Here is a 21,955-nt window from a genome sequence, read left to right as displayed (position 1 = left end):
GGTCATCCCGCAATCAACCTGATGTAGTCGTCGCTCACCCAGCCCGAGCGGCAGGGTCCGTCATATGCGCGCACCGAGCCGACGGGCGAACCGGTACCGCATTGTAACTCGGGCTCATCCGACGGCGCATAGACGATACCGAGCCATCCACCGGTTTTCTGGCACATGGACACGCCGGTACCCGGACCGATCCGGTCGACTTCCTCCGCACTGGAAGAAGGTCCGGCGCGCACGGACAGGAAATTGTCGCCCTGCGGGTTCAGGTTGTAGACTTCGCCAAAGCTCGCGCAGGCATCGAAACGCGGGCCGTCGAAACCCACCATGACCGGCCGTTCGAGGTTTCTCGTGGTCCGGTCGAGCGGCGTTGGCGGCGTGTCGTCACGCTCTGCTTCCTGCGCACAGGCGGCGGCGAGAAGAGCCGCGAGAGCCACGCTCAATCGCTTCGATACGGCAGTGCTAGGCATTGCCGTTCTCACGCATCGGCCGAAGGATCCAGAACCAGCCGAGCACGGCATAGGTCAATGCGGCCATGACGCTCGGAAGGCCAAAGAACAGGATGCCGAAACTGCCGGCGATCCAGTAGGCGGACAACAGCAGCATCACGCAGACGAGCAGGACAGTGATAGCCAGCGTCTCCACCGAATGAGCCAGCTGTCGTCCGGAAAAGGCCACGACCAGGGTGGCCACGGGAAATCCGATCAGCAGCGTGGCAACGAGCGCCGGGCCGAACATCTTCACGATTTCATCGAAACCGGGACCGCTGTCGCCTGTCAGGAGACCCAGCACAGTAAGCCATGCTGCCACTGCAGCGGCCACGCTGATTGCAAGGAGTTTTGGGATGTGGCGGGCGATCAAACCACCAGCCCCATCGGGTTCTCCACCAGCTGCTGGAAGGCCTGCATGAACTGTGCGCCGTCCGCGCCGTCGATGGCGCGGTGGTCGAAGCTGCCGGTGGCGCTCATCACGGTGGCGACACCCAGTGCGCCGTCGATCACGTAGGGGCGCTGTTCGCCTGCACCGACCGCAAGGATCATCGCCTGTGGCGGGTTGATCACGGCGTCGAACTGCTTGGTACCGAACATGCCGAGGTTGGAGAGCGAGGCGGTGCCGCCCTGGAATTCATGCGGCTGCAGCTTGCCGTCGCGGGCCTTGCCAGCAAGTTCCTTCATCTCGGTGCTGATCTGCGCGAGGCCCTTGCGGCCCGCATCGCGGATGATCGGCGTGATAAGGCCCGACGGCGCAGCCACGGCGACCGAGATGTCCTCGCGCGTGTACTGGTAAAGCTCGTCGCCCTGGAAGCTGACATTGCACAGCGGCACGCGCTGCAGCGCGCGGGCCTGTGCCTTGATCAGCAGGTCGTTCACCGACAGCTTGATACCGTCCGCCTCGAGGCTCTTGTTGAGCTCGCTGCGCAGCTTGAGCAGCGCGTCGAGGCGCACGTCCACGGTGAGGTAGATGTGCGGGATGGTCTGCTTCGCCTCGGTGAGGCGGCGCGCGATGACCTTGCGGACATTGTTGAGCTTCTGCGCTTCGTAAGGCGCGTCGAGATCGCCGCCCATGGTTGCGGGCTTTGCCGGAGCAGGCGCAGGAGTTGCGGCAGCTTCCTTCGCCGGAGCGGCGCCGGGCTTCGCGTCCTCGACATCGGCTTTCACGATACGGCCATTGGGACCCGAACCGTTGATGGTCGACAGGTCGAGACCCCTCTGCTCCGCAATGCGGCGAGCGAGCGGCGAAGCCTTGATGCGATTGCCATCGTCGCTTTTCGCAGCGGCGGGTGCCGGAGCCGGTACAGGAGCAGGCGTGGGAGCCGGCGCAGCTTCTTCCTTCGCTTCGGCCGGAGCCGGTGCGGGTGCTGCATCGCCAGCGGGAGCAGCAGCGGCTGCTTCATCGAGGTCCTCGCCGTCTTCGGCGAGCATGGCGATTACCGTGCCGACCTTCACGCCCTCGGTGCCTTCCTCGACCGCGATCGAAGCGATGACGCCTTCATCGACGGCCTCGAATTCCATCGTTGCCTTGTCGGTTTCGATCTCGGCCATGATGTCACCGGCGGAAACCGTGTCACCCGGCTTCACCAGCCATTTGGCGAGCGTGCCCTCTTCCATGGTGGGCGACAGTGCGGGCATCTTGATCGGCGTGGGCATGTTTTGACGTTACGTCCTCGCTGGGGAGAGTGTTTTGCAGGTCTCTGGCCAATTTGGCCCGCCCTCGCAAGGTCCTTGCGCAGAATACGAATTAGCGGGTAGCCCTTGGCGCAAAGAGGGAGCGGGACCTTTGAGAATATATCTGGTCGTGATGGACGAAACCGAGGAGGCGAAGCTCGCGCTGCGCTTTGCCTCGCTGCGTGCGATGAAGACCGGTGGATCGGTGCATATCCTCGCATTAGTGCCGCAGCAGACCTTCAACGCTTTCGGGGGCGTACAGGCGACGATCGAGCAGGAAGCCCGCGAACGCGCCGAGGTCATGGCCAACAATGCTGCCGGGAATGTCTTCGGGGAAATGGGCAAGATGCCCGTCATCACCGTCAAACCCGGCTCGCCCGCCGAAGTTATCCGCAAGTATATCGAGGATCACGGCTCGATCGCCGCACTCGTCCTGAGCACGGCGAAGGAAGGCGGGAAGAACCCGCTCGTGAGCCACTTCGCAGTGCACGCGAACGCCCTGCCCTGCCCGGTCTATATCGTGCCCGGCAATCTCACCCGCGAACAGATCGACGAATTGGCTTGACCTATCAGGTCAGCGCGCCGCGCGTCGGGTAATCGTTCTCGAGGGTAAAGGTGAGGCCGCTGAGCAGGTCGTCGAGATCGGGGCGCGTGAACGGCGCATTCTGGACCACGGCGAAATGCAGAGTGCCGTCAGGTTTCACGAGGAAGAGGCCCGGTTCGCTGAAGGTATCGGGCTCACCGCTGCCTTCGCGCTTTTGCGAGATGTAGAGACCCCATTCGCGGGCCTTGTCCTCGCTCATTGAATGGGCGAGCGGGAGGTCGCCGGTGTGCCATTCTTCGTGAGAGACCGCAGCGCGTTCGGGGCTGTCCATCGAGACCGCGAAGACGTTGATGCCCTTGTCGGTGAACTTGCCAAGCTTGCTGCCAAGCTCCTCAAGGTACTTCTTGCAGATCGGGCAGTGCTTGCCGCGGTAGAAGACCAGCATGGTGAAGGCCTCGGGGCTCTGTTTCGCCAGTTCGAAACGCGCATCGATGGTCAGCGGCAGGTCGAGATCGGGGATGGCTTTTCCGGGTACGAGCATGGGGGTTTCTCCTTTGACCCTTCAATGGGGATCCCCCCTCGCCCGTTCCGCCTACTTCTTCTTGCGTCCCTGGTGCCGGATGTTGCCCGGACGCCCTCGCTTGCCCTTCGCATGCGACTGGCGCGGGGCGCCCTTGCCTTTCTGGAAGTGCTTCTTCTTCGGCGGTGGGCGGAAACCGCGCTTCTCGATGCCCGAGCCGTCGCTGTCGGGCACTTCGAACTTGAGCGCTCCGGTCAGCGGATTCGCTTCGGCGAGTTTTAGCTTGAGCCTGTCGCCGACGGCATAGGTTTTGCCGCTGTCCTCGCCGGTTAGCTCCTGCGCGCCCTCGTCGTAGCGGAAATACTCGCGCCCCAGCGTGGAGACCGGGACCAGCCCGTCGCCGCCAAGGTTCTCGATGGTCGCGAAGAAGCCGAAGCCCTGCACGCCCGTTATGCGCGTGTCGAAGGTCTCGCCGACACGGCCGGAGAGCCATGCGGCGACATAACGGTCGATCGTGTCGCGCTCTGCTTCCATCGCGCGGCGCTCGGTCTGGCTGATCGCGTCGGTGATCTGGTTGAGTGCAGTGCGGTCGCGGTCCGACAGCCCCGACCCCTCGGGGATCTTGCCCTTGGGCTTGGGTTGTTCGAGCTTGTAGGAATCGACCAGCGCGCGGTGCACCAGAAGGTCGGCATAGCGGCGGATCGGCGAGGTGAAATGGGCATAGCTGCCCAGCGCCAGGCCGAAGTGACCTGCGTTCGCCGGCCCGTAGTAGGCTTGCGTCTGGCTGCGCAGGACCGCCTCCATAATCAGTGCTTTTTCAGCAGGATCGGAGATATCCTTGAGCATCCGGTTGAAGATGCCCGGAGTGATGACCTGACCCATCGCGAAGGGGCGGCCCTGGCTCGCAAGGTATTCCTTGAACGCCATCAGCTTCTCGCGGCTCGGCGTTTCGTGGACGCGGTAGACCACCGGAGCTGCCTTCTCCTCAAGCGCCTTTGCCGCGGCGACGTTCGCTGCGATCATGAAGTCTTCGACGACGCGGTGCGCATCGAGGCGTTCGCGCACGGCGATTTCCTCGATCTGGCCCTCGTCGTTGAGGCGGACCTGCCGCTCGGGCAGTTCCAGATCGAGCGGATCGCGCGCGTGCCGTGCCTTGAACAGGAGTTTCCATGCGCCCCATAGGTTCTTGAGCACCTCGTCAGCGCTGCCATCGTCGATGGCCTTCTGCGCGTCTTCATAGGCGATGTTGGCTGCAAGCCGCACTATCGCCCGGGTGAAGCGCCACTTGGTAACCTTGCCCTCGGGCGAAATATGCAGGTGGCAGGCCATGGCCGCACGGTCCTCGTGCTCAACCAGCGAGCAGACATCTGCGGACAGGATTTCCGGCAGCATCGGCACGACGCGGTCGGGAAAATAGACCGAGTTGCCGCGCTTCCTCGCTTCCTTGTCGAGAACGCCGCCCGGGCGAACGTAGAAGCTGACGTCGGCAATCGCGACGATCGCATTGTAGCCGCCATTCCCGTCGGGTTCGGCCCAGATTGCATCATCGTGGTCGCGCGCGTCCGCGGGATCGATGGCGATGATCGGCACATCGCGCAGGTTCTCGCGCTTCTCCTCGCTAAGCGGAAGTTCGGCGACGCGCTGCGCTTCGTCGAGCGCTTCCTGCGGGAAGATGTGCGGAATGCCGTGCTTGGCGATGGCGATGAGGCTGAAGCTCTTGGGAGCGAGCGGATCGCCGATGACCTCGACCACCTTCACCTTCGCACGAGGCGACTTGCCCATGGGTTCGGCAAGCACGAGGTCGCCCTCGTTCGCCTCGCCCAGATCGCCGATGGGCGATGAATTGCGGACGCGCTTGTCGACCGGTGCAAGCCAGGGCTTTCCGCCGCCGTCGAATTCGACGACGCCCATCAGGCCTTCGGTGCGGGCGGGCAGCTTCTTCATCGGGTGGGCAATCCACCCCTTCCCCCGCTCTTCTGTACGCGCGAGGAAGCGGTCGCCGCGCTTGAGCGCTGCGACCTTCTTGCTTTCCTTCACGACCAGGCGCGGCGGCTTGTCCTTGCTGTCAGGATCCCAGTTCTCGGGAACGGCGATCGGTTCGCCGTCCTCGATCTCGACGACCTTGAGCACGGTCACCTTCGGCACGCCGCCCATGCGGTGATAGGCGGTCTTCCTGCCGTCGATCAGGCCTTCTTCGGCCATGTCCTTGAGGCGCTTCTTCAGCGCGATCTTTTCCTGCCCCTTGATGCCGAAGGCCTTGGCGATTTCTCGCTTGCCTGCGGGTCGGTCGGAGCTCTGGATGAATTCGAGTATTTGCGTTTTGGAGGGCAGCCCCTGCGGCCGCCCTGTTCTGTTCTGTTTTTTCATTGCCGCCATATGGGGATGGCGGGAGCGCATGTCACGCCTTGGCGATCAATATGCCTTGGCAAGGAGCACGCGCTCGGTCGCGGGCGCGCCGGTAAAGATGCACTCGCCGTCAACCGGCGCGGCATCCATCGGCACGTTGCGGATGGTGAGCTTGTGCTCCTTGAGGCGCTCGACGACCTTCTCGAGTCGCTCGCCGGTGGGCTTCGACCACTGAACCTCGACCCAGCCGGGATAGCGCGAGGCAGAGAAGAACTTCTCGACCTCCTCGAAGCTCGTCACGCCGCGGGTGATATTCGTCTCGCGCCGCTCGGCCGCTTCGGTGAGGAAAGCGGACTGCATGTCGGCGAGGATATCGGGGACCGTCTGCCCGGCGACTTCGCGCGTGGGGGTCTGGAAAGCGGGCTTGCCGTTTTCCTCGTTCCACAGCTTGTCGCGGCGAAGCAGGCTGACGACGCCGTTTTCCATGTCGCGGCCACCGACTTCGATAATGATCGGGGCGCCCTTGCGGACATAGTCCCAGCGCTTGGCCGCAGCCTTGCCCGGACGGGTGTCGAGCAGGACGCGCAGCGGTTCGCCAAGGACGTGTTTGCTCGCAAGCGTGGCACGCAGGGCCTCGCAATAGTCGATCAGCGCCTCATCTTCGGGCTTGTCTCGCAGCATCGGCAGGATGACGACCTGCTGCGGAGCGATCTTGGGCGGCAGGCGCAGGCCGTCGTCATCGCCGTGGGTCATGATGACGCCGCCGACCATGCGGGTCGACACGCCCCAGCTGGTCGTGTGGCAGAGGCTCTCGCTGCCTTCCTTGTTCTGGAACTTGATGCCCGATGCCTTGGCGAAGTTGGTGCCGAGGTAGTGGCTGGTGCCGGCCTGCAGCGCCTTGCCGTCCTGCATCATGGCCTCGATCGACCAGGTTTCGACTGCACCGGGGAAGCGCTCGTTCTCCGGCTTCTCGCCGGGGATCACGGCCAGCGCGAGATCTTCGTCCGCAAAGGCGCGGTAGACCTCGAGCATGGTGAGCGTGTGCTCCTTGGCTTCAACCTCGTCCGCATGGGCGGTGTGGCCTTCCTGCCAGAGAAATTCGCTGGTGCGCAGGAACATGCGGGTGCGCATTTCCCAGCGCACGACGTTCGCCCACTGGTTGAGCTTCAGCGGCAGGTCGCGCCAGCTCTGGACCCAGCGCGCCATGGCGTCGCCGATGATCGTTTCCGAGGTCGGACGTACGACCAGGGGTTCTTCGAGCTTGGCTTCGGGATCGGGGATCAGGCCGCCATCGGGGCCAGCGATCAGGCGGTGGTGCGTGACGACCGCCATTTCCTTGGCGAAACCCTCGACATGCTCTGCCTCGCGCTCGAAATTGGAGAGCGGGATGAAGATCGGGAAATAGGCGTTAGAATGGCCGGTCGCCTTGATCCGGTCATCGAGCAGGCGCTGCATGCGCTCCCAGATGCCATAGCCCCACGGCCGGATGACCATGCAGCCACGAACGCCCGATTCCTCGGCCATTTCGGCAGCGGAGATGACTTCCTGGTACCAGGCGGCGAAGTCGTCGGCGCGCTTGGTGTTCAATGCATGGCGGATCTGGGCCACGGAGCGATTCTCACTTCAAAGTTGGATTTGCGCCCGCCCCTAGCGTGTCGCGCGAAGCGGGTCGACTACTTGCTCAGCTCGTCGAGCTTCTTCTGCATGGCAGCCATCTGCTGGCGCATCTGAGCCAGCTCGTCGTCGGCATCCTTCTTCGCCGCATCCGCGCCCTTGCGCGTCACGGGAATGAAGGCCTCCGCGGCATTCTGCATCATCTTGAAGTTGGCCTCGGCCATCTTGGCCAGCGGGTTCGCCTCGATGCCTTTGGCAAAGGCTGCCTGCAGCTGTTCGCGGTTCTTGCGGAAGTTCGCCATGCTCGCTTCGAGATAGCTCGGCATCATCGACTGCATCGAATTGCCGTACATGCTGATCAGGTCGCGCAGAAAGCTGACCGGGAGCATCTGCTGGCCGCCCTGGCTCTCTTCCTCGACGATGATCTGCGTGAGGATCGTATGGGTGATGTCGTCACCGCTCTTCGCGTCGAGGACCTGGAAGTCGACATTTTCGCGGACCATCTTCGCCAGATCGTCGAGCGTGATGTAGCTCGATGTATCGGTATTGTAGAGACGCCGGTTGGCGTATTTCTTGATGATGATCGGTTCGCCGTCGGCGGTCCGCTTTGCCATGTTTTCGCTCTCCCCAAGCGTGCGTTGTTTGTGCAATGCGATGGTGCTTAGCACCTGCACAATGTGCAGCGCAACATGAACTGATCAACGTTGGAAGCGGTGTCCCAGAACGGTAAGCAATTCGTATTGCGATAGAGAGGTTTGCTGCGCAGCATCGGGCAGGTGATAGGGCAATTCCACCCAGTCGCCCTCGGCAATATCGGGCGCTTCGGCAAGGTCGATTACGATCATGTCCATCGACACTTTGCCGAGGATCGGCAGCGATGCATTCCCGCGCTGGAAGGATGCTCCCGACCATGCGCGCAGGATACCGTCAGCGTAGCCGAGCGAGAGTACGCCCACGCGCATATCCTCTGGTGCGGTGAAGGTTGCGTTGTAGCCGACCGTGTCGCCTGCCGAGAGTTCGCGCACCTGGATCACGGCGGCGTAGGGATAGGCGACCTGCAGTATCTCACCGGCAAGTTCGGGCCGCGGTACGCCGCCGTAAAGTGCAAGTCCCGGCCGCGTGAGGTCGAAGTGGTAGGCCTCGCCCAGCACAATGCCTGCACTGTTGGCAAGGCTTGCCTTGCGGTGTTCGACAGCGCTGCGCGCCTCGTTGAAATCAGCCAACTGCTGCGCGTTCATGTCGCTGTCCTCGTCGGCACATGCGAGATGGCTGAGCAGGACTTGCACATCGAGCGCCTGGATCACCGGATCGCCGATGTTCTTGCGGGCGACCCCGAGCCGGTTGATCCCGCTGTCGACCATGAGGTGGCATGGGCCGCCCCCACCCTCCTTCCAGAGGCGTGCCTGGTGGAGGGAATCGATCACGGGGATCGCGCCGGTCTCTTTGGCGAAGGCGACCTCGGCCTCGTTGATCGGTCCGTGCAGCACCGCAAGCTGCTCGGGCGGAATGTGTCCGAGAACCGCCGGCACTTCGCTCCAGTGCGCAACAAAGAAGTCGCGGCAGCCCGCATCGCGCAGAGCGGGAACGCAGTGCTCGACACCGAGGCCGTAGCAATCCGCTTTTACCGCAGCGCCCGCCCTTGCCTTGCCCGACAACCGGTCGAGTGCGCGCCAGTTATCTGCGAGCGCGGTGCGGTCGATGCGCAGCTTGAGGGTTGGCGGCGGGGTCAGCGTCACGGGGTTACGGGCGAGACGGGCGGAGCTTCACCCGAATCCTCGAAATCCGTCGGCGGGCCGCTCGGCAGGCCCCACCATGCGACGACGACACCGAATGCCACCACGACCCAGGTGTACCAGAGGCCGGAGTAGATATTGCCGGTGCTCGCCACGATGACGCCTGCGATCAGCGGCAGGAAGCCGCCGAGATAGCCCGCACCGATGTGATAGGGGATCGACATGGAGCTGTAACGGATGCGGGGTGGGAACATTTCCGACAAGAGTGCGGCGACCGAACCGTAGGTCAGTGCCGAGAGCATGCCGAGGCCGAGCAGCACGGCCACAATGCCCAGGATGTTGCCGAATGCCGGCTGCTGTTTGCTGAAGTCGAAACCGTAGTTGCTGAGTGCACCGCGAATGCCGTCGCGGCGGGCCGCACCGTCTTCGAACCACACAGGATCGATCGCGATCGCTTCTCCGCCCGCAGAAAGCTGCAACTCGCTGCCTTCGGTCAGTTCGTAAGGAACGCCCGAGGCGGTCAGCGTCTCGAGGATCTTGCCGCAATCGCTCTGCTCGCGGTCGAAAAGGTCCGCGAAGGGATCGGTAGTGCATACGGGACCCGAAACAGTGATCGGCGTGCGCTCAGCAGCTTCGGACAGCGCCGGATTGGCAAGGCTGCCGAGCGTCCAGAATGCCGGAAAGAGCAACGCCAGCGTCGCCACGGCACCGATGATGATCGGCTTCTTGCGCCCAACCCTGTCCGACCATTTCCCGATCAGGATGTAGAAGGTCATGGCGATCAGGCCGGAGACGAACAGGATCAGCTCGACCGTGAGATCATCGACATGCATCGGTCCGCGCAGGAAGCTCATCCCGCTGAAGAATGCGGTGTACCAGATCGTGGTCAGGATGCCCGTGACACCGAAGAGCGCGACGAAGATGCGCTTCTTGTTACCCGGATAGGTGAAGCTCTCGACGAAGGGATTGTGCGCGGTTTCGCCCGCTTCCTTCATCGCCTGGAAGACCGGGCTTTCCGACAGTTTCAGGCGCATCCACAGCGAAATCCCCAGCAGGATGATCGACAGGAGGAAAGGCACACGCCAGCCCCAGGCGACGAAATCGTCTTCCGGAATGAGGAACCGGCACGAGAGCACGACCGCGATCGAGAGGACGAAGCCGCCCGCAACACTCGCCTGGATGAAGCTGGTGTAGAACCCGCGCTTTTCGGGCGGAGCATGCTCGGCGACATAGATGGCCGCACCGCCGTATTCGCCGCCCAGCGCGAGGCCCTGAAGCACGCGCAGGATGATGACGATGATGGGCGCGGCTATTCCGATGGTGGCCACTGTCGGAATGAGGCCCACGCCTGCCGTGGCGATCCCCATGAGGGTCACTGTCACAAGGAAGGTGTACTTCCTACCCAGCCTGTCGCCGAGGAAGCCGAAGAGGATCGCGCCGATCGGGCGGAAAGCGAAGCCGACTGCGAAGGTCGACCAGACCAGCAGCAGCCCGAGGGTCTCGTTATCTACGTCGTAGAAGGCATCCTTCAGGATGTAGGCCAGCGTGCCGTAGATGAAGAAATCGTACCACTCGAATACGGTGCCCGCACTGCTGGCGCCGATGACGAGTTTGATTTCCTTCTCGCTCGGCTCGCGCTGCGTTACCGTTGTACCGCCTGCCATGAAACTCCCGCTCCCCTCTCTCTGGTAGGTTGGGTGCGGTTTAGCGAGGGGCGGAAGGCTTGGAAAGCACGTCGAGCGCGGCTCTCCACGGCAAGAGTATCGCGCCGTGCCGCCCGGGATAGGCGCGCGCGGCTTCCAGCATCGCGATATCGGGCCAGGCGGGCGTATCGCCCTCGCCCGCGAGCCAATCCATGATTTCGGCAAGAGACGTCTGGATATCCGCACCGGCTTTCCCGTGAACGTGCCGTGCGAAAATCGCAGCTGCGGCCTGTCCTACGGCGCAGGCGGTCACCTTCAGGCCGAGATCTTCGAACCCATCGGTCGCGGAAATCCGGATAGTGCTCCCGCAACTGCGTGAGTGCGCCTCTCCGATGAATGGTGCGGCGGCGTCGAAAGGATAGGCAGCCAGCTCGACAGCAAGCGCGAGCAAGGCCGGGGAATAGAGAGCGCCGCCCGGGGGGCTCGTCACTCTGCAGCTTCCTCCGCTTCGGCTTCAGCCTCTGCTTCTGCCTCTTCACCGCGTAGCGCCGCACGCCTCTGGGCCAGCACCTCGACAAGCGAGCGCGAGCCGCCGTCGACCAGCTCATAGCTCTGGGCAGTCGTGATCCACACCGGTCGGCCGCGATAATCCCAGACACGGTCGTAGCCGAGAACGAGGAGCGAGAAGCCGATAATGACGATCACGAGCCCCTTGAGCGCACCGAACCCGAAACCGAGCACGCGGTCGATCGGGCCGAGCACAGAATTGCGCGATGCCTTGCCGACATTGTTCGCGATGACTTTCATCGCCGCATAGGGGATCAGCAGCAGCAGCACGAAGGCCATGACGGAGGTCGCAACGCTCGCCCCGATCACATCCTGCATCGCGATGGCGAGCGGCGTGTGGAGATAACGGATGGCAAAGGCAGCCAATATCCACGCGCCCAGCGACAGGATCTCCTGAAGAAATCCCCGCAGGAAGCCACCGATCGCAGCGATTGCCACGATGAACAGTACGATGAAATCGAAGCCCGTCATGAAACCCTATTAATCCCTCAGGGTTGGGGCTTTATTAACTGCTCATCACCCGGTCAACGAGGTTGGCCAGTTGTCCCAAGCCCGAATATTGCAGTTCTGACGAGCCGTTCTTGGTGTCGGACGGGCCGAAACCCTTTTCAAATCCGAGCTTTGCTGCTTCCTTCAGGCGAACTCCGCCATGGGCAACCGGGCGGACTTCACCGGCGAGGCTGACTTCTCCGAGCCATACGCTGCGATCCGGCAAGGGTTTGTCTGCGAGCGCGCTGACCAACGCAGCGGCAACTGCGAGATCCGCCGCAGGATCCGACAGGCGATATCCGCCCGCCACGTTCAGGTAGACTTCCGCCGAGCTGAACGAGAGACCGCAGCGCGATTCCAGCACCGCGAGCAGCATGGCAAGCCGGCCATTGTCCCAACCGACCACGGCACGGCGCGGCGTAGCGCCCGACTGAAGCTTCACGATCAGCGCCTGGATTTCCACCAGCACCGGACGCGTACCTTCCATGGCCGGGAAGACAGCACTCCCCGCCATCGGCTGCTCGCGCCCGGACAGGAACAGCATGGAGGGGTTCTCGACCTCTTCGAGACCGTCGCCCGCCATGGCGAATACACCGATCTCGTCGACCGCACCGAAACGGTTCTTGAGCGCGCGCAGGATACGGTACTGGTGGCTGCGTTCGCCCTCGAAACTCATGACGACATCGACCATGTGTTCAAGCACTCGCGGCCCGGCAATATTGCCATCCTTGGTCACGTGGCCGACGAGCACCAGCGCGACGCCGTTTTCCTTGGCATAGCGGATCAGTTCGAAGGCGCAGCCGCGGACCTGGCTCACCGTCCCGGGCGCCCCTTCGATCGTGTCGGAGTGCATGGTCTGGATGGAATCGATCACCAGCAGCTTGGGCGTCTCCATGCTGCCGAGTGTCGTAAGGATGTCTCGCACGCCGGTTGCAGCGGCCAGCTTTACCGGAGCATCCGACAGGCCGAGCCGAGCTGCTCGCATCCGGACCTGCCCCGCCGCTTCCTCGCCGCTTACGTAGACGACGCCGTGCCCCTCACGCGCAACCTTGGCTGCGGCCTGGAGCAGCAACGTCGACTTCCCGATACCCGGATCGCCGCCCATCAGGATGGCGCTGCCCGGCACGAGCCCGCCGCCGAGAGCACGATCGAATTCCGCAAGACCCGTCTTTTGGCGGATCGGGACTTCACCAGGCTTGTCGAGGTCGACAAACTCCACCGCCCTGCCCCCGCTCGACAAGTCGTGCTTGAGCGAGAACACCGTTGCGGGCGCATCCTCGGCCAGGGTGTTCCATTCCGCACAGTCGGCGCACTGGCCCTGCCAGCGGTGAGATACCGACCCACAGGCCTGACAGACATAGCGTTTCTTCGGTTTCGCCATGCCAATTCACTAACAGAACATTTGAGGAACGCAATTGCCTTTGCAGCGCAACTGTGCACAACGAATAGCGATGCGGCAGAAGGAACTGAGGATCGCGCTGGTCTGCTACGGCGGGGTAAGCCTGGCGGTCTATATGCACGGCGTCACGCGCGAGCTGTGGCAACTGGCCCGCGCGAGCCGCGATTTCCACGCAGGACACGAAGCGCGCGACGGGATCCACAAGGTCTATCTCGATCTCCTGAAGCACCTTGAAGAACATGGTGGACTGCGCCTTCGCGTCCTGCCCGACATCTGCAGCGGTGCCAGCGCAGGCGGAATCAACGCGGTTTTCCTCGCGCAGGCGATCTACTCCGGCCAGAGCCTCGAGCCGCTGACCGACCTCTGGCTCGAAGTCGCTGACGTCGATGAACTGACACATCCGGACGCAAAGATCCGCTGGGCGGGCGGCAAATTCTGGGCGCAGCCGTTCGCAAGCTGGCTGCTAAGCAGGCCAGGCACCGAAATCGCGACCGAGGTGGCTCCTGAAACCCGTAGCGAGGTGCGCCGTAAGGTATCGCATCTCATCCGCGGTCGATGGTTCGAACCGCCCTTCTCGGGCTTCGGCTTCTCGAGCCTCCTCGAACGCGCATTTGCCGCGATGGAGCAGACCGAGAAAGAAGAGCCGCTCCTGCCGCCCGGTCATCCGCTCGACCTATTCGTTACCGCGACCGACTTTTTCGGCCATCTCGAGCTGCTGAAACTGAACAGTCCGCCGGTGGTCGAGGACAGCGAACACCGGATGCCCATCTCGTTCAGGTGCAAGACGCCGCTTGTCGGGGGCGAGAACCTTGCCGACCCGATGGAGCTTGTCTTCGCCGCGAGGGCAACGGCCAGCTTCCCGGGCGCATTCCCGCCACTTCAAGTTAGCGAGATCGATCGGCTGGCTGAAAGCACCGGCCGTGCGTGGCATAGCCGGGAAGAGTTTCTTGACCGGATCATGCCGGTCCATGTCATGCGCGACAATGTCGAGAGCGTTTCGCTGATCGACGGATCGGTGCTGGTGAACAAGCCTTTCGGCGGCGCGATGGCGGCGCTGCAGGGTCGCCCTGCCCAGCGCGAAGTCGACCGCCGCTTCGTCTATGTCGACCCGCGCCCCGACCGGTTCGGTGAACGTCACGCACAGGCCCGGCACGAGGTGGGGTTCTTCTCCGCGATCTTCGGTTCACTGTCGACCATCCCGCGCGAACAGCCGATCCGCGACAACCTCGAACAGCTCGAGGAACAAAGCCGCGAGGCTGCACGCCTGTCGCGTATCGTCAGCGCGCTGCGCCCCGAAGTCGAGCGAACGGTCGAGAAGCTGTTCGGCTACACGCTGTTCCTCGACAATCCTACGCCCAAACGGCTCAAGGCATGGCGTCAGAAGGCACAGCAGGCAGCGGCGGAACAGGCGGGCTATGCCTTCCATTCCTACGCCCAGGCGAAACTGAGCGGGATCGTTACCCGCCTTGCCAAACTGACCTGGGAAGCGGCCCCTGCGCTACACTTGTCCGATCACATCCCGATCGAACACGTGCTGCGCGAGGAACTCCGGTATCGCGGGCTTGAAGTCCTTGTCGGGCAGAACGGCGGCGCAACACCCGACGCGATCCGTTTCTTCCGCGAACACGATATCGGCTTTCGTATCCGCCGTTTGAGGCTCCTCGCCCGCAGGCTGGCGCGCGATTGGGAAGCGGATCCCGACATTCCCGACGATGCGCTCGAGAAGGGCCGCGACGAGATATACAAGATACTCGCGCTCTATTTTCAGAAGGAGAGCCTCGCCTCGCTGGGTGATGAATTCCCTGCCCTCGCGGAAAACGTGCTCGTCGATCCCTCAGGCGTGCTCGACCATATCGAGGCGCGGAGGCTCCTGCCCGACGAAGACGACCATGCAGAGGAAATGCTCGCCGAGGCGCTGGCGGAGATGCCCGACCACCTCAGGCGGCGCATGCTGTTCGCCTATCTCGGCTTCCCGTTTTACGACGTCGCCACGCTTCCCCTGCTGCGTAACGAGGGCCTTACGGAGTTCGATCCGGTCAAGGTGGACAGGATCAGCCCCGACGACGCGCGCAGCATCCGCGAAGGCGGTACGCGCGCGACGCTCCGCGGTATCGAATTCTATAACTTCGGCGCGTTTTTCAGCCGCTCCTATCGTGAGAACGATTACCTCTGGGGCCGTCTCCACGGGGCCGAGCGGATGATCGACCTCGTTTGCTCGACGCTCGACACACCAATGGCCGAAGGAACCTGCAGGGCATTCAAGCGCGATGCCTTCCTCGCCATTCTCGACGAGGAGGCACAGGCCCAACGCTGCGATCCGGGTCTGCTCGACGGTATCCGGGCCGAAGTCCTCGACCGGATGCGCTGAAGCCTATTCGGCCTGGTCGAGGCTGGTGTAGATGGCGGTCACGAACTGGTCGGGCCCGATGAAGCCCTCGCCCCTGTTGAAACCGGCGAGCGGCTTTGCGGCCACCGCCTCTTCGACGGAGCTTCCGGCGTCCCGCAAGGCTCTCACCCGCGACACAGCATCGCCCATCATCGCGCGATAGGCGACGAGTTCGGCCTTGTTCGACATCGGGCCATGGCCGGGAATGACCTTGGTCTCGTCGTCGATCATGCGGATGACAGCATCGAGCGAGTTCATCGCGTGGATGACATTCCCGCCCGACCCGGTGTCGATGTAGGGATAGCCCGGGATCTTGAAGTAGAGATCGCCCATGTGGACCACGTTGCTCTTGGTCCAGTGGACCACGCTGTCGCCATCGGTGTGGCCACCGCCGACGAACATCACGTCGACACGCTCCCCGTTTAGATGGAAGCTGACACCCTGTTCGTACGTCACGACGGGTAGCGCTGCCTCGGGTGCGGGCGCGATGGGTCGCTCGCCCTCGCGACCTTCAGCGAGGCGCGTTCGCACATTGTCATGGGCAAAGATGAGAGCGCCCTTCTCGCCGAGGTTCTCGTTGCCGCCGGTGTGATCGCCATGCCAATGCGTGTTGACGACGAAGCGTACGGGCGTTGCACCGAGGTCGGCGATGGCTGCTTCGATCTTTTGCGTGAGCGGCGCAAACTGGTCGTCGATGAGGACGGTGCCGTCTTTGCCGTGGCTGACGCCGATATTCCCGCCAGCCCCGTAAAGCACCGCAATCCCGGGAGCGAGCTCCTCGGCAGTGATCTCGACTTCGCTGAAATCGCGCTGCGCGGCGGCCGGCGCGGCAAGCGCCAGGAGTGCCGTGCCTGCTACGAGTGCCTTCAAATGCATTCCTCTTCCCCTTTCGCGTCAATCGCTAGTCGGGGAAGCCTTCGCTGTCGAGCGCTTGCCGGTTACCCCCCGAAAGCGGTTTTCAGCTTGTCGAAGAAGCCGCGGCTCTCGGGACATTCGTCGCCGGTCTCGGTGGCGCGGAACTGTTCGAGCAATTCGCGTTGTTCCTTGCTGAGCTTGGTCGGGGTCTCGACGGCGATCTCGATCACCATGTCACCGCGACCTCGCCCCTGCAGCACGGGCATGCCCGCACCGCGCTGGCGCAGCTGCTTGCCCGACTGAATGCCGGCGGGGATTTCGAGGGTGAGTTCTTCGCCATCGAGGCCGGGGATCTCGATCGATCCGCCGAGCGCTGCCTTGGTGAAGCTGATCGGTACGCGGGTGGCAAGCGTAGTGCCCTCGCGCTGGAAGATGGGGTGCTGTTTCACATGGACGAAGATGTAGAGGTCGCCCGCTGGTGCGCCGCGCGGTCCGGCCTCGCCCTTGCCCGACAGACGAATGCGGGTGCCGGTATCGACGCCCGGGGGAATATCGACTTCGAGCTTCTGCGGGACGTCGACGCGCCCTTCGCCGCGGCAATCGCGGCACGGGCTGGTGATGATCTCGCCAGCGCCGTGGCAATTAGGACACGGGCGTTCGACTACGAAGAAACCCTGCTTTGCGCGGACATTGCCCTGCCCGCCGCACAGGTTGCAGGTCCTCGCCCGCGTACCGGGCGTCGCGCCCGAACCGTGACAGGTGTCGCAGGCCTTGCTGACCTCGATCTCGATCTCGCTCGACTTGCCGTGGAAGGCCTCTTCAAGGCCGATTTCCATGTCGTAGCGCAGGTCCGCACCACGCCGGGGACGGGCGCGACCGCCTCCGCCTCCGAAGGCAGAGCCGAAAATGGTTTCGAAGATATCGCCGATATCGCCGAAATCGGCATTGCCGTGCCCGCCGCCGGGGCCGCCGTTCTGAAAGGCGGCATGGCCGTACTGGTCGTAGGCCGCGCGCTTCTGCGGATCTTTCAGGCAATCATAGGCGACACTGATCGCCTTGAACTTGGCTTCGCTCTCGGTGCAGCCCGGGTTCTTGTCCGGGTGATGCTTCATTGCGAGTTTGCGATAGGCGCTCTTGATGGTCGCGCCATCAGCGTCGCGGCTCACGCCAAGCAGTTCGTAAAAATCGACTTCGGTAGCTGACATGCTGTCCCCCGCCCAAAACCTAACCCCCACCGGCGCGGATTTGCACCGGTGGGGGCGTGGTTTTCATCAGGCGTCTCAGTTCTTCGCGTCTTCGTCGACTTCGGAGAATTCGGCGTCGACCACCTCTTCCTCCGACGAGCTGTCCGAACCGGCGTCCCCGCCTTCCGGAGCATCCGAAGCGGCATTCGCCTGCTCCTGCTCGTAGATCGACTGGCCCATCTTCATCGCGCTCTGCGACAGGTCCTGGGCCTTGGCGTTGATGTCAGCTGCATCGTCGCCTTCAAGAGCGGTCTTGAGTGCAGCGACCTTCTCTTCGACTTCGCTCTTCAGCGAAGCGTCGATCTTGTCGCCATGCTCTTCGAGCTGCTTCTCGGTCGCGTGGACGAGGCTGTCGGCCTGGTTGCGGGCTTCCGCGCCTTCGCGGCGCTTCTTGTCCTCGTCGGCAAACTTCTCGGCGTCCTGGACCATCTGTTCGATGTCGCTGTCCGAAAGACCGCCCGAAGCCTGGATGCGGATCTGCTGCTCCTTGCCGGTGCCCTTGTCCTTGGCCGACACGTTCACGATGCCGTTGGCGTCGATGTCGAAGGTGACCTCGATCTGCGGCACGCCGCGCGGTGCGGGCGGGATACCGACGAGGTCGAACTGGCCGAGCAGCTTGTTGTCGCTCGCCATTTCGCGCTCGCCCTGGAACACGCGGATCGTCACCGCCTGCTGGTTGTCCTCGGCAGTCGAGTAGGTCTGGCTCTTTTTGGTCGGGATCGTCGTGTTGCGATCGATCATCTTGGTCATGATGCCGCCAAGCGTTTCGATACCCAGCGAAAGCGGGGTCACGTCGAGCAGCAGCACGTCCTTGACGTCGCCCTGCAGGACGCCTGCCTGGATGGCAGCACCCATGGCAACGACTTCATCCGGGTTCACGCCGGTGTGCGGCTTCGAACCGAAGAATTCCTCGACCGTTTCGCGGACCTTGGGCATGCGGGTCATACCGCCGACCATGATCACTTCGTCGATCTCGTCCTTCGAGACGCCGGCATCGGCCAGTGCCTTCTTGCACGGTTCGAGCGTGCGCTTGATCAGGTCGCCGACCATCTTTTCGAGGTCTGCGCGGCTGATCGTTTCCACGAGGTGGAGCGGAGTGGACGCGCCGCCTTCCATGCGGGCCGTGATGAAGGGCAGGTTCACTTCCGTGGTCTGCGCCGAGCTGAGCTCGATCTTCGCCTTTTCGGCGGCTTCCTTCAGGCGCTGCAGCGCGAGCTTGTCGCTCCGCAGGTCCATGTTTTCCTTCTTCTTGAACTGGTCGGCGAGGTATTCGACGATTGCGCTGTCGAAGTCTTCACCACCGAGGAAGGTGTCGCCATTGGTCGACTTCACTTCGAAGACGCCGTCACCGATCTCGAGGATCGAGATATCGAACGTACCGCCGCCAAGGTCATAAACGGCGATGGTCTTGCCGTCTTCCTTGTCGAGGCCATAGGCGAGCGCCGCGGCCGTCGGCTCGTTGATTATGCGCAGCACTTCGAGACCGGCGATCTGGCCGGCGTCCTTGGTTGCCTGTCGCTGGGCGTCGTTGAAGTAAGCCGGAACGGTGATGACCGCCTGCTTCACGTCTTCGCCGAGATAGCTCTCTGCGGTTTCCTTCATCTTCTGGAGGATGAAGGCCGAGATCTGCGAAGGGCTGTATTCCTCGCCGCCGGCTTCGACCCATGCGTCGCCGTTCTTGCCCTTGACGATGTCATAGGGGACGAGGTCCATGTCCTTCTTGGTCATCGGATCGTCGAAGCGGCGCCCGATGAGGCGCTTGATCGCGAACAGCGTGTTGTCAGGGTTGGTGACCGCCTGGCGCTTGGCCGGCTGGCCGATAAGGCGCTCGTTGTCCTTGGTGAAGGCAACGATCGAGGGCGTGGTACGCGCGCCTTCGGAATTCTCGATGACCTTCGGCTTGCCGCCGTCCATCACGGCTACACAGCTGTTGGTGGTGCCGAGGTCGATACCGATAACTTTGCTCATGGTTTCCCCATCTCTTACAGGTCGTTGGACGCCGCACAGCTGGTTTCCCGTATCTGGCAAAACCGATCGGCGGCTCGATAAAACGGTGTATTACATGGGCGATATAGGAGCGCTTTTCCTTGGCACAAGGGATGCACCACGCTAGTTTTTTCACCCTGTCACGAGAGGGGAAAATTCCAATGAAGAAGCCGATTTACGCTGCCATCTTGCTCGCAGGTACCTCGCTGGGCCTTGCTGCATGCGGGGGCGAAGCGGAAGAACCCGTAGAGGTCGCAGTCGAAGATACCATCGAGGGCGTCGAGATTTCCGATGCTCGCCTGATGCTCCCGCCCGTCGCGGGGAACCCGGCAGCCGTCTATTTCGAACTCGCCAACAACAGCGACCGCAACCTCGCCTTCCGTGGTGCCGAAGTCGAACAGGCTGCCCGCGCAGAAGTCCACGACATGATGGAGTGGGACGGCGAAATGGTCATGGGTGAAGCACCCCCGGTCATGGTGGAAAGCGGAGGCTCGGTTTCGTTCGCGCCCGGCGGAAAGCACGTCATGGCCTTCGACCTGGCCGAAGGCTTTGCCGAAGGCGACACCACGAAGGTGACGCTGATCGCAGCCGGTGGCAGGCGCCATTCTTTCGAAGCGACCGCGCAGGCCGCGGGGGATGATCGCTGAACGATTTGCGCGATACACTCGGGGTCGAAAGCCACGATAAGGCCGTGCCACCGGCATGTCCGGTGGGCGGCGACCGGCCCCTGACCCCGGGTGAAATCACGCTCGCGCGCACCGTCTTCGGTGACGCGATCGATTATGGGAAGGTCACGATCCGGCGGAGGAAATGGTTTCCGTTCCAGCCCCGCCGGATCACCATGGCCCCGCGCGGCCACCTCCACTTCCATCCCAACTCGGAAAACTACTGCGACGATTTCTCGAAGGAGAGCGTGATCCGGCAGGGGCTGCTGATTCACGAGCTCGTCCACGTCTGGCAGACGCAGACGAAGGGCAACTGGTATCTGGTCACCCACCGAATGCCGTGGGCACGCTATGACTATTCCCTCAAGCCGGGCTGGTCGCTCGAGCGATACGGCATCGAGCAGCAGGCCGAGATCGTGAAACACGCATTCTGGCTTCGCAAGGGTGTGAAGATCGCGGGAGTTTCCGATCCAGCTGCCTACGATCTTTTGGTGAAGTTCCCCGGCGCCAGTCGCTGACGCTGCGGTATCCTCAGTTTTCCACCGCCCCCATTTGAGCAAACCGGTTTCATTGGATACGAATGCAGGCATTGACCGGTCGGCCCAACCCGCGACCGGCGATGAGTCATCACAATGGAGCTTAAAGACTACGGTATGAGCCGCGAGCGCGGCTACCTTTCGCATTACGAGATCGACGAGATCACGCTTCCCGAGACCTTCGAACCGATCACGAAGGCCGCCGGCATCCTCTCAGGACTTTTGACCACCGGCCGCGTCCGTCACTTCCTCGACCAGTTGCCCGATCCGGGCATCGAGACATGGGTCAAGGACGCCCCCGAGGAAGAAGTCCGCACCGCGATGGTGCATTACTCCTTCATCGTGCAGGCATATGTCTGGGGTGAAGCAGACCCGCCCCAGCACCTTCCCGCAAATCTCGGTCGGCCGATGTGCGCCCTTGCAGACCGCCTCGGCCAGGCACCCTTGCTACCGTACTCGGGCTATGTGCTCGACAACTGGTACCGGCTCGACAAGTCGGGGCCGATCAGCCTCGACAATGTGGTGATGCACCAGAACTTCATGGGTGGTGCGGACGAGAACTGGTTCGTGCTGGTCCACGTCGCCATCGAAGCCGAAGCCGGCGTCCTGCTCGACAATGCCGCAAAGCTGGTCACGATCGCCAAGGAAGGTGACGAGGCTGAAGCAACGCGCCTCCTGATTGAAATGGACGAGGCGTGGGAGCGTATCTACGGCCACTTCGCGCGGATGCCCGAGCAGTGCGATCCGTACATCTACTTCCACCGCGTACGCCCCTACATCCATGGCTGGGCGAACAACCCTGCGCTCGAGGGCGGCGGTCTCGTCTACGAAGGCATCGACAAGTTCGAAGGCAAGCCGCAGGCATTCCGAGGCCAGACCGGTTCGCAGTCATCGATCGTCCCGGCGATGGATGCGCTCTTCCAGGTCGGTCATAGCGATGATCCGCTCAAGAACTTCCTCGACGAGTTGCACCACTATCGCCCGGTCGAGCACCGCCGCTTCATCGAAGATCTCGCCAAGCATTCGACGCTCCGCGATTTCGTGAGCGCTAGCGACAATCGTGAGCTCAAGGATGCGTTCAATGCCTGCCTCGAACAGTCGGCGCGCTTCCGTACGCGGCACCTTGAATATGCCGCGAGCTACATCAACAAGCAGGCGGGCTCGATTGCCGGCAACGATCCCGATGTCGGTACGGGTGGCACGCCCTTCATGAAGTACCTCAAGAAGCACCGCGACGAGAACCGCGCGCAGGTCGTTTCCTGATTTCAG

The 21,955-nt window shown here is 62.9% G+C and carries 20 protein-coding genes; 5 read left to right on the top strand and 15 right to left on the bottom strand.

All coding sequences use genetic code 11. The annotated features are described in order from the left end of the window. Positions 1–2 precede the first annotated feature (2 nt). From K3163_RS07740 to K3163_RS07730, 3 genes are read right to left on the bottom strand one after another with little or no spacing between them, the layout of a single operon-like run. Positions 3–431: an SH3 domain-containing protein gene (locus K3163_RS07740; protein ID WP_221553707.1), complete on the bottom strand. Its 429-nt coding sequence runs from the start codon at positions 429–431 to the stop codon at positions 3–5. A gap of 25 nt (positions 432–456) precedes the next feature. Continuing rightward, complete coding sequence (locus K3163_RS07735; RefSeq protein ID WP_221553706.1) at positions 457–804, bottom strand: hypothetical protein; 348 nt, start codon at positions 802–804, stop codon at positions 457–459. 47 nt (positions 805–851) lie between these two features. Beyond that, the gene (locus tag K3163_RS07730; RefSeq protein ID WP_221553705.1) at positions 852–2,141 is read right to left on the bottom strand and encodes a pyruvate dehydrogenase complex dihydrolipoamide acetyltransferase; all 1,290 of its coding nucleotides are present in this window, start codon (positions 2,139–2,141) and stop codon (positions 852–854) included. A gap of 130 nt (positions 2,142–2,271) precedes the next feature. Here K3163_RS07730 and K3163_RS07725 point away from each other — a divergent pair, with 130 nt between their 5' ends. After that, positions 2,272–2,724: a universal stress protein gene (locus tag K3163_RS07725; protein ID WP_221428455.1), complete on the top strand. Its 453-nt coding sequence runs from the start codon at positions 2,272–2,274 to the stop codon at positions 2,722–2,724. A 4-nt stretch (positions 2,725–2,728) separates the two neighbouring features. On the opposite strand, the gene K3163_RS07720 is transcribed toward K3163_RS07725, so the two are convergent. The 9 genes from K3163_RS07720 to radA form a co-directional block, all read right to left on the bottom strand. Next, positions 2,729–3,244, bottom strand: a complete 516-nt coding sequence (locus K3163_RS07720; protein WP_221553704.1) for a peroxiredoxin-like family protein — start codon at positions 3,242–3,244, stop codon at positions 2,729–2,731. Between the two features lie 51 nt (positions 3,245–3,295). After that, positions 3,296–5,599, bottom strand: coding sequence for a ribonuclease R (gene rnr / locus K3163_RS07715; RefSeq protein ID WP_221553703.1), 2,304 nt, complete (start codon positions 5,597–5,599; stop codon positions 3,296–3,298). Between the two features lie 36 nt (positions 5,600–5,635). Further along, complete coding sequence (gene proS, locus K3163_RS07710) at positions 5,636–7,177, bottom strand: proline--tRNA ligase (RefSeq protein ID WP_221553702.1); 1,542 nt, start codon at positions 7,175–7,177, stop codon at positions 5,636–5,638. Between the two features lie 65 nt (positions 7,178–7,242). Further along, positions 7,243–7,797 carry a polyhydroxyalkanoate synthesis repressor PhaR gene (phaR, locus tag K3163_RS07705; RefSeq protein ID WP_221553701.1) on the bottom strand — a complete coding sequence of 185 codons (555 nt, stop codon included), beginning with the start codon at positions 7,795–7,797 and terminating at the stop codon, positions 7,243–7,245. A gap of 84 nt (positions 7,798–7,881) precedes the next feature. Continuing rightward, the gene (gene alr, locus K3163_RS07700) at positions 7,882–8,919 is read right to left on the bottom strand and encodes an alanine racemase (RefSeq protein WP_221553700.1); all 1,038 of its coding nucleotides are present in this window, start codon (positions 8,917–8,919) and stop codon (positions 7,882–7,884) included. Continuing rightward, complete coding sequence (locus tag K3163_RS07695; protein WP_221428460.1) at positions 8,916–10,580, bottom strand: MFS transporter; 1,665 nt, start codon at positions 10,578–10,580, stop codon at positions 8,916–8,918. Before K3163_RS07695 ends, alr begins: the two co-directional genes overlap by 4 nt. A gap of 40 nt (positions 10,581–10,620) precedes the next feature. Further along, a complete protein-coding gene (locus K3163_RS07690) occupies positions 10,621–11,049 on the bottom strand; it encodes an iron-sulfur cluster assembly scaffold protein (RefSeq protein ID WP_221553699.1) in 429 nt (142 codons plus the stop codon). Beyond that, positions 11,046–11,597, bottom strand: coding sequence for a CvpA family protein (locus tag K3163_RS07685; RefSeq protein ID WP_221553698.1), 552 nt, complete (start codon positions 11,595–11,597; stop codon positions 11,046–11,048). The genes K3163_RS07690 and K3163_RS07685 overlap by 4 nt, the downstream gene beginning before the upstream one ends. 34 nt (positions 11,598–11,631) lie before the next feature. Beyond that, the gene (gene radA / locus K3163_RS07680; protein WP_221428463.1) at positions 11,632–12,996 is read right to left on the bottom strand and encodes a DNA repair protein RadA; all 1,365 of its coding nucleotides are present in this window, start codon (positions 12,994–12,996) and stop codon (positions 11,632–11,634) included. A gap of 70 nt (positions 12,997–13,066) precedes the next feature. Between radA and K3163_RS07675 the strand changes: the two genes are divergently transcribed. Next, the gene (locus tag K3163_RS07675) at positions 13,067–15,382 is read left to right on the top strand and encodes a patatin-like protein (RefSeq protein ID WP_221553697.1); all 2,316 of its coding nucleotides are present in this window, start codon (positions 13,067–13,069) and stop codon (positions 15,380–15,382) included. A 3-nt stretch (positions 15,383–15,385) separates the two neighbouring features. On the opposite strand, the gene K3163_RS07670 is transcribed toward K3163_RS07675, so the two are convergent. From K3163_RS07670 to dnaK, 3 genes are all read right to left on the bottom strand, one after another. Beyond that, the gene (locus K3163_RS07670; protein ID WP_221428465.1) at positions 15,386–16,276 is read right to left on the bottom strand and encodes an MBL fold metallo-hydrolase; all 891 of its coding nucleotides are present in this window, start codon (positions 16,274–16,276) and stop codon (positions 15,386–15,388) included. A 62-nt stretch (positions 16,277–16,338) separates the two neighbouring features. After that, entirely contained in the window at positions 16,339–17,460 is a 1,122-nt protein-coding gene (gene dnaJ, locus K3163_RS07665; protein ID WP_221553696.1) for a molecular chaperone DnaJ, read from the bottom strand. Positions 17,461–17,535: 75 nt separating this feature from the next. Then, the gene (gene dnaK / locus K3163_RS07660) at positions 17,536–19,467 is read right to left on the bottom strand and encodes a molecular chaperone DnaK (protein WP_221428467.1); all 1,932 of its coding nucleotides are present in this window, start codon (positions 19,465–19,467) and stop codon (positions 17,536–17,538) included. Positions 19,468–19,646: 179 nt separating this feature from the next. Here dnaK and K3163_RS07655 point away from each other — a divergent pair, with 179 nt between their 5' ends. The 3 genes from K3163_RS07655 (at position 19,647) to K3163_RS07645 (ending at position 21,949) form a co-directional block, all read left to right on the top strand. Further along, complete coding sequence (locus tag K3163_RS07655) at positions 19,647–20,132, top strand: copper chaperone PCu(A)C (protein WP_221553695.1); 486 nt, start codon at positions 19,647–19,649, stop codon at positions 20,130–20,132. 62 nt (positions 20,133–20,194) lie between these two features. Then, complete coding sequence (locus tag K3163_RS07650) at positions 20,195–20,668, top strand: vgr related protein (RefSeq protein ID WP_221554003.1); 474 nt, start codon at positions 20,195–20,197, stop codon at positions 20,666–20,668. A 114-nt stretch (positions 20,669–20,782) separates the two neighbouring features. Further along, a complete protein-coding gene (locus K3163_RS07645; protein ID WP_221553694.1) occupies positions 20,783–21,949 on the top strand; it encodes an indoleamine 2,3-dioxygenase in 1,167 nt (388 codons plus the stop codon). Positions 21,950–21,955 lie beyond the last annotated feature (6 nt).

The sequence above is a fragment of the Qipengyuania xiapuensis genome (genome assembly GCF_019711395.1).
In the GTDB taxonomy this organism is placed as follows: domain Bacteria; phylum Pseudomonadota; class Alphaproteobacteria; order Sphingomonadales; family Sphingomonadaceae; genus Qipengyuania; species Qipengyuania xiapuensis.
Note: the sequence above shows the minus strand (reverse complement) of the source record. Positions and strands in the feature narration are given on the sequence as shown.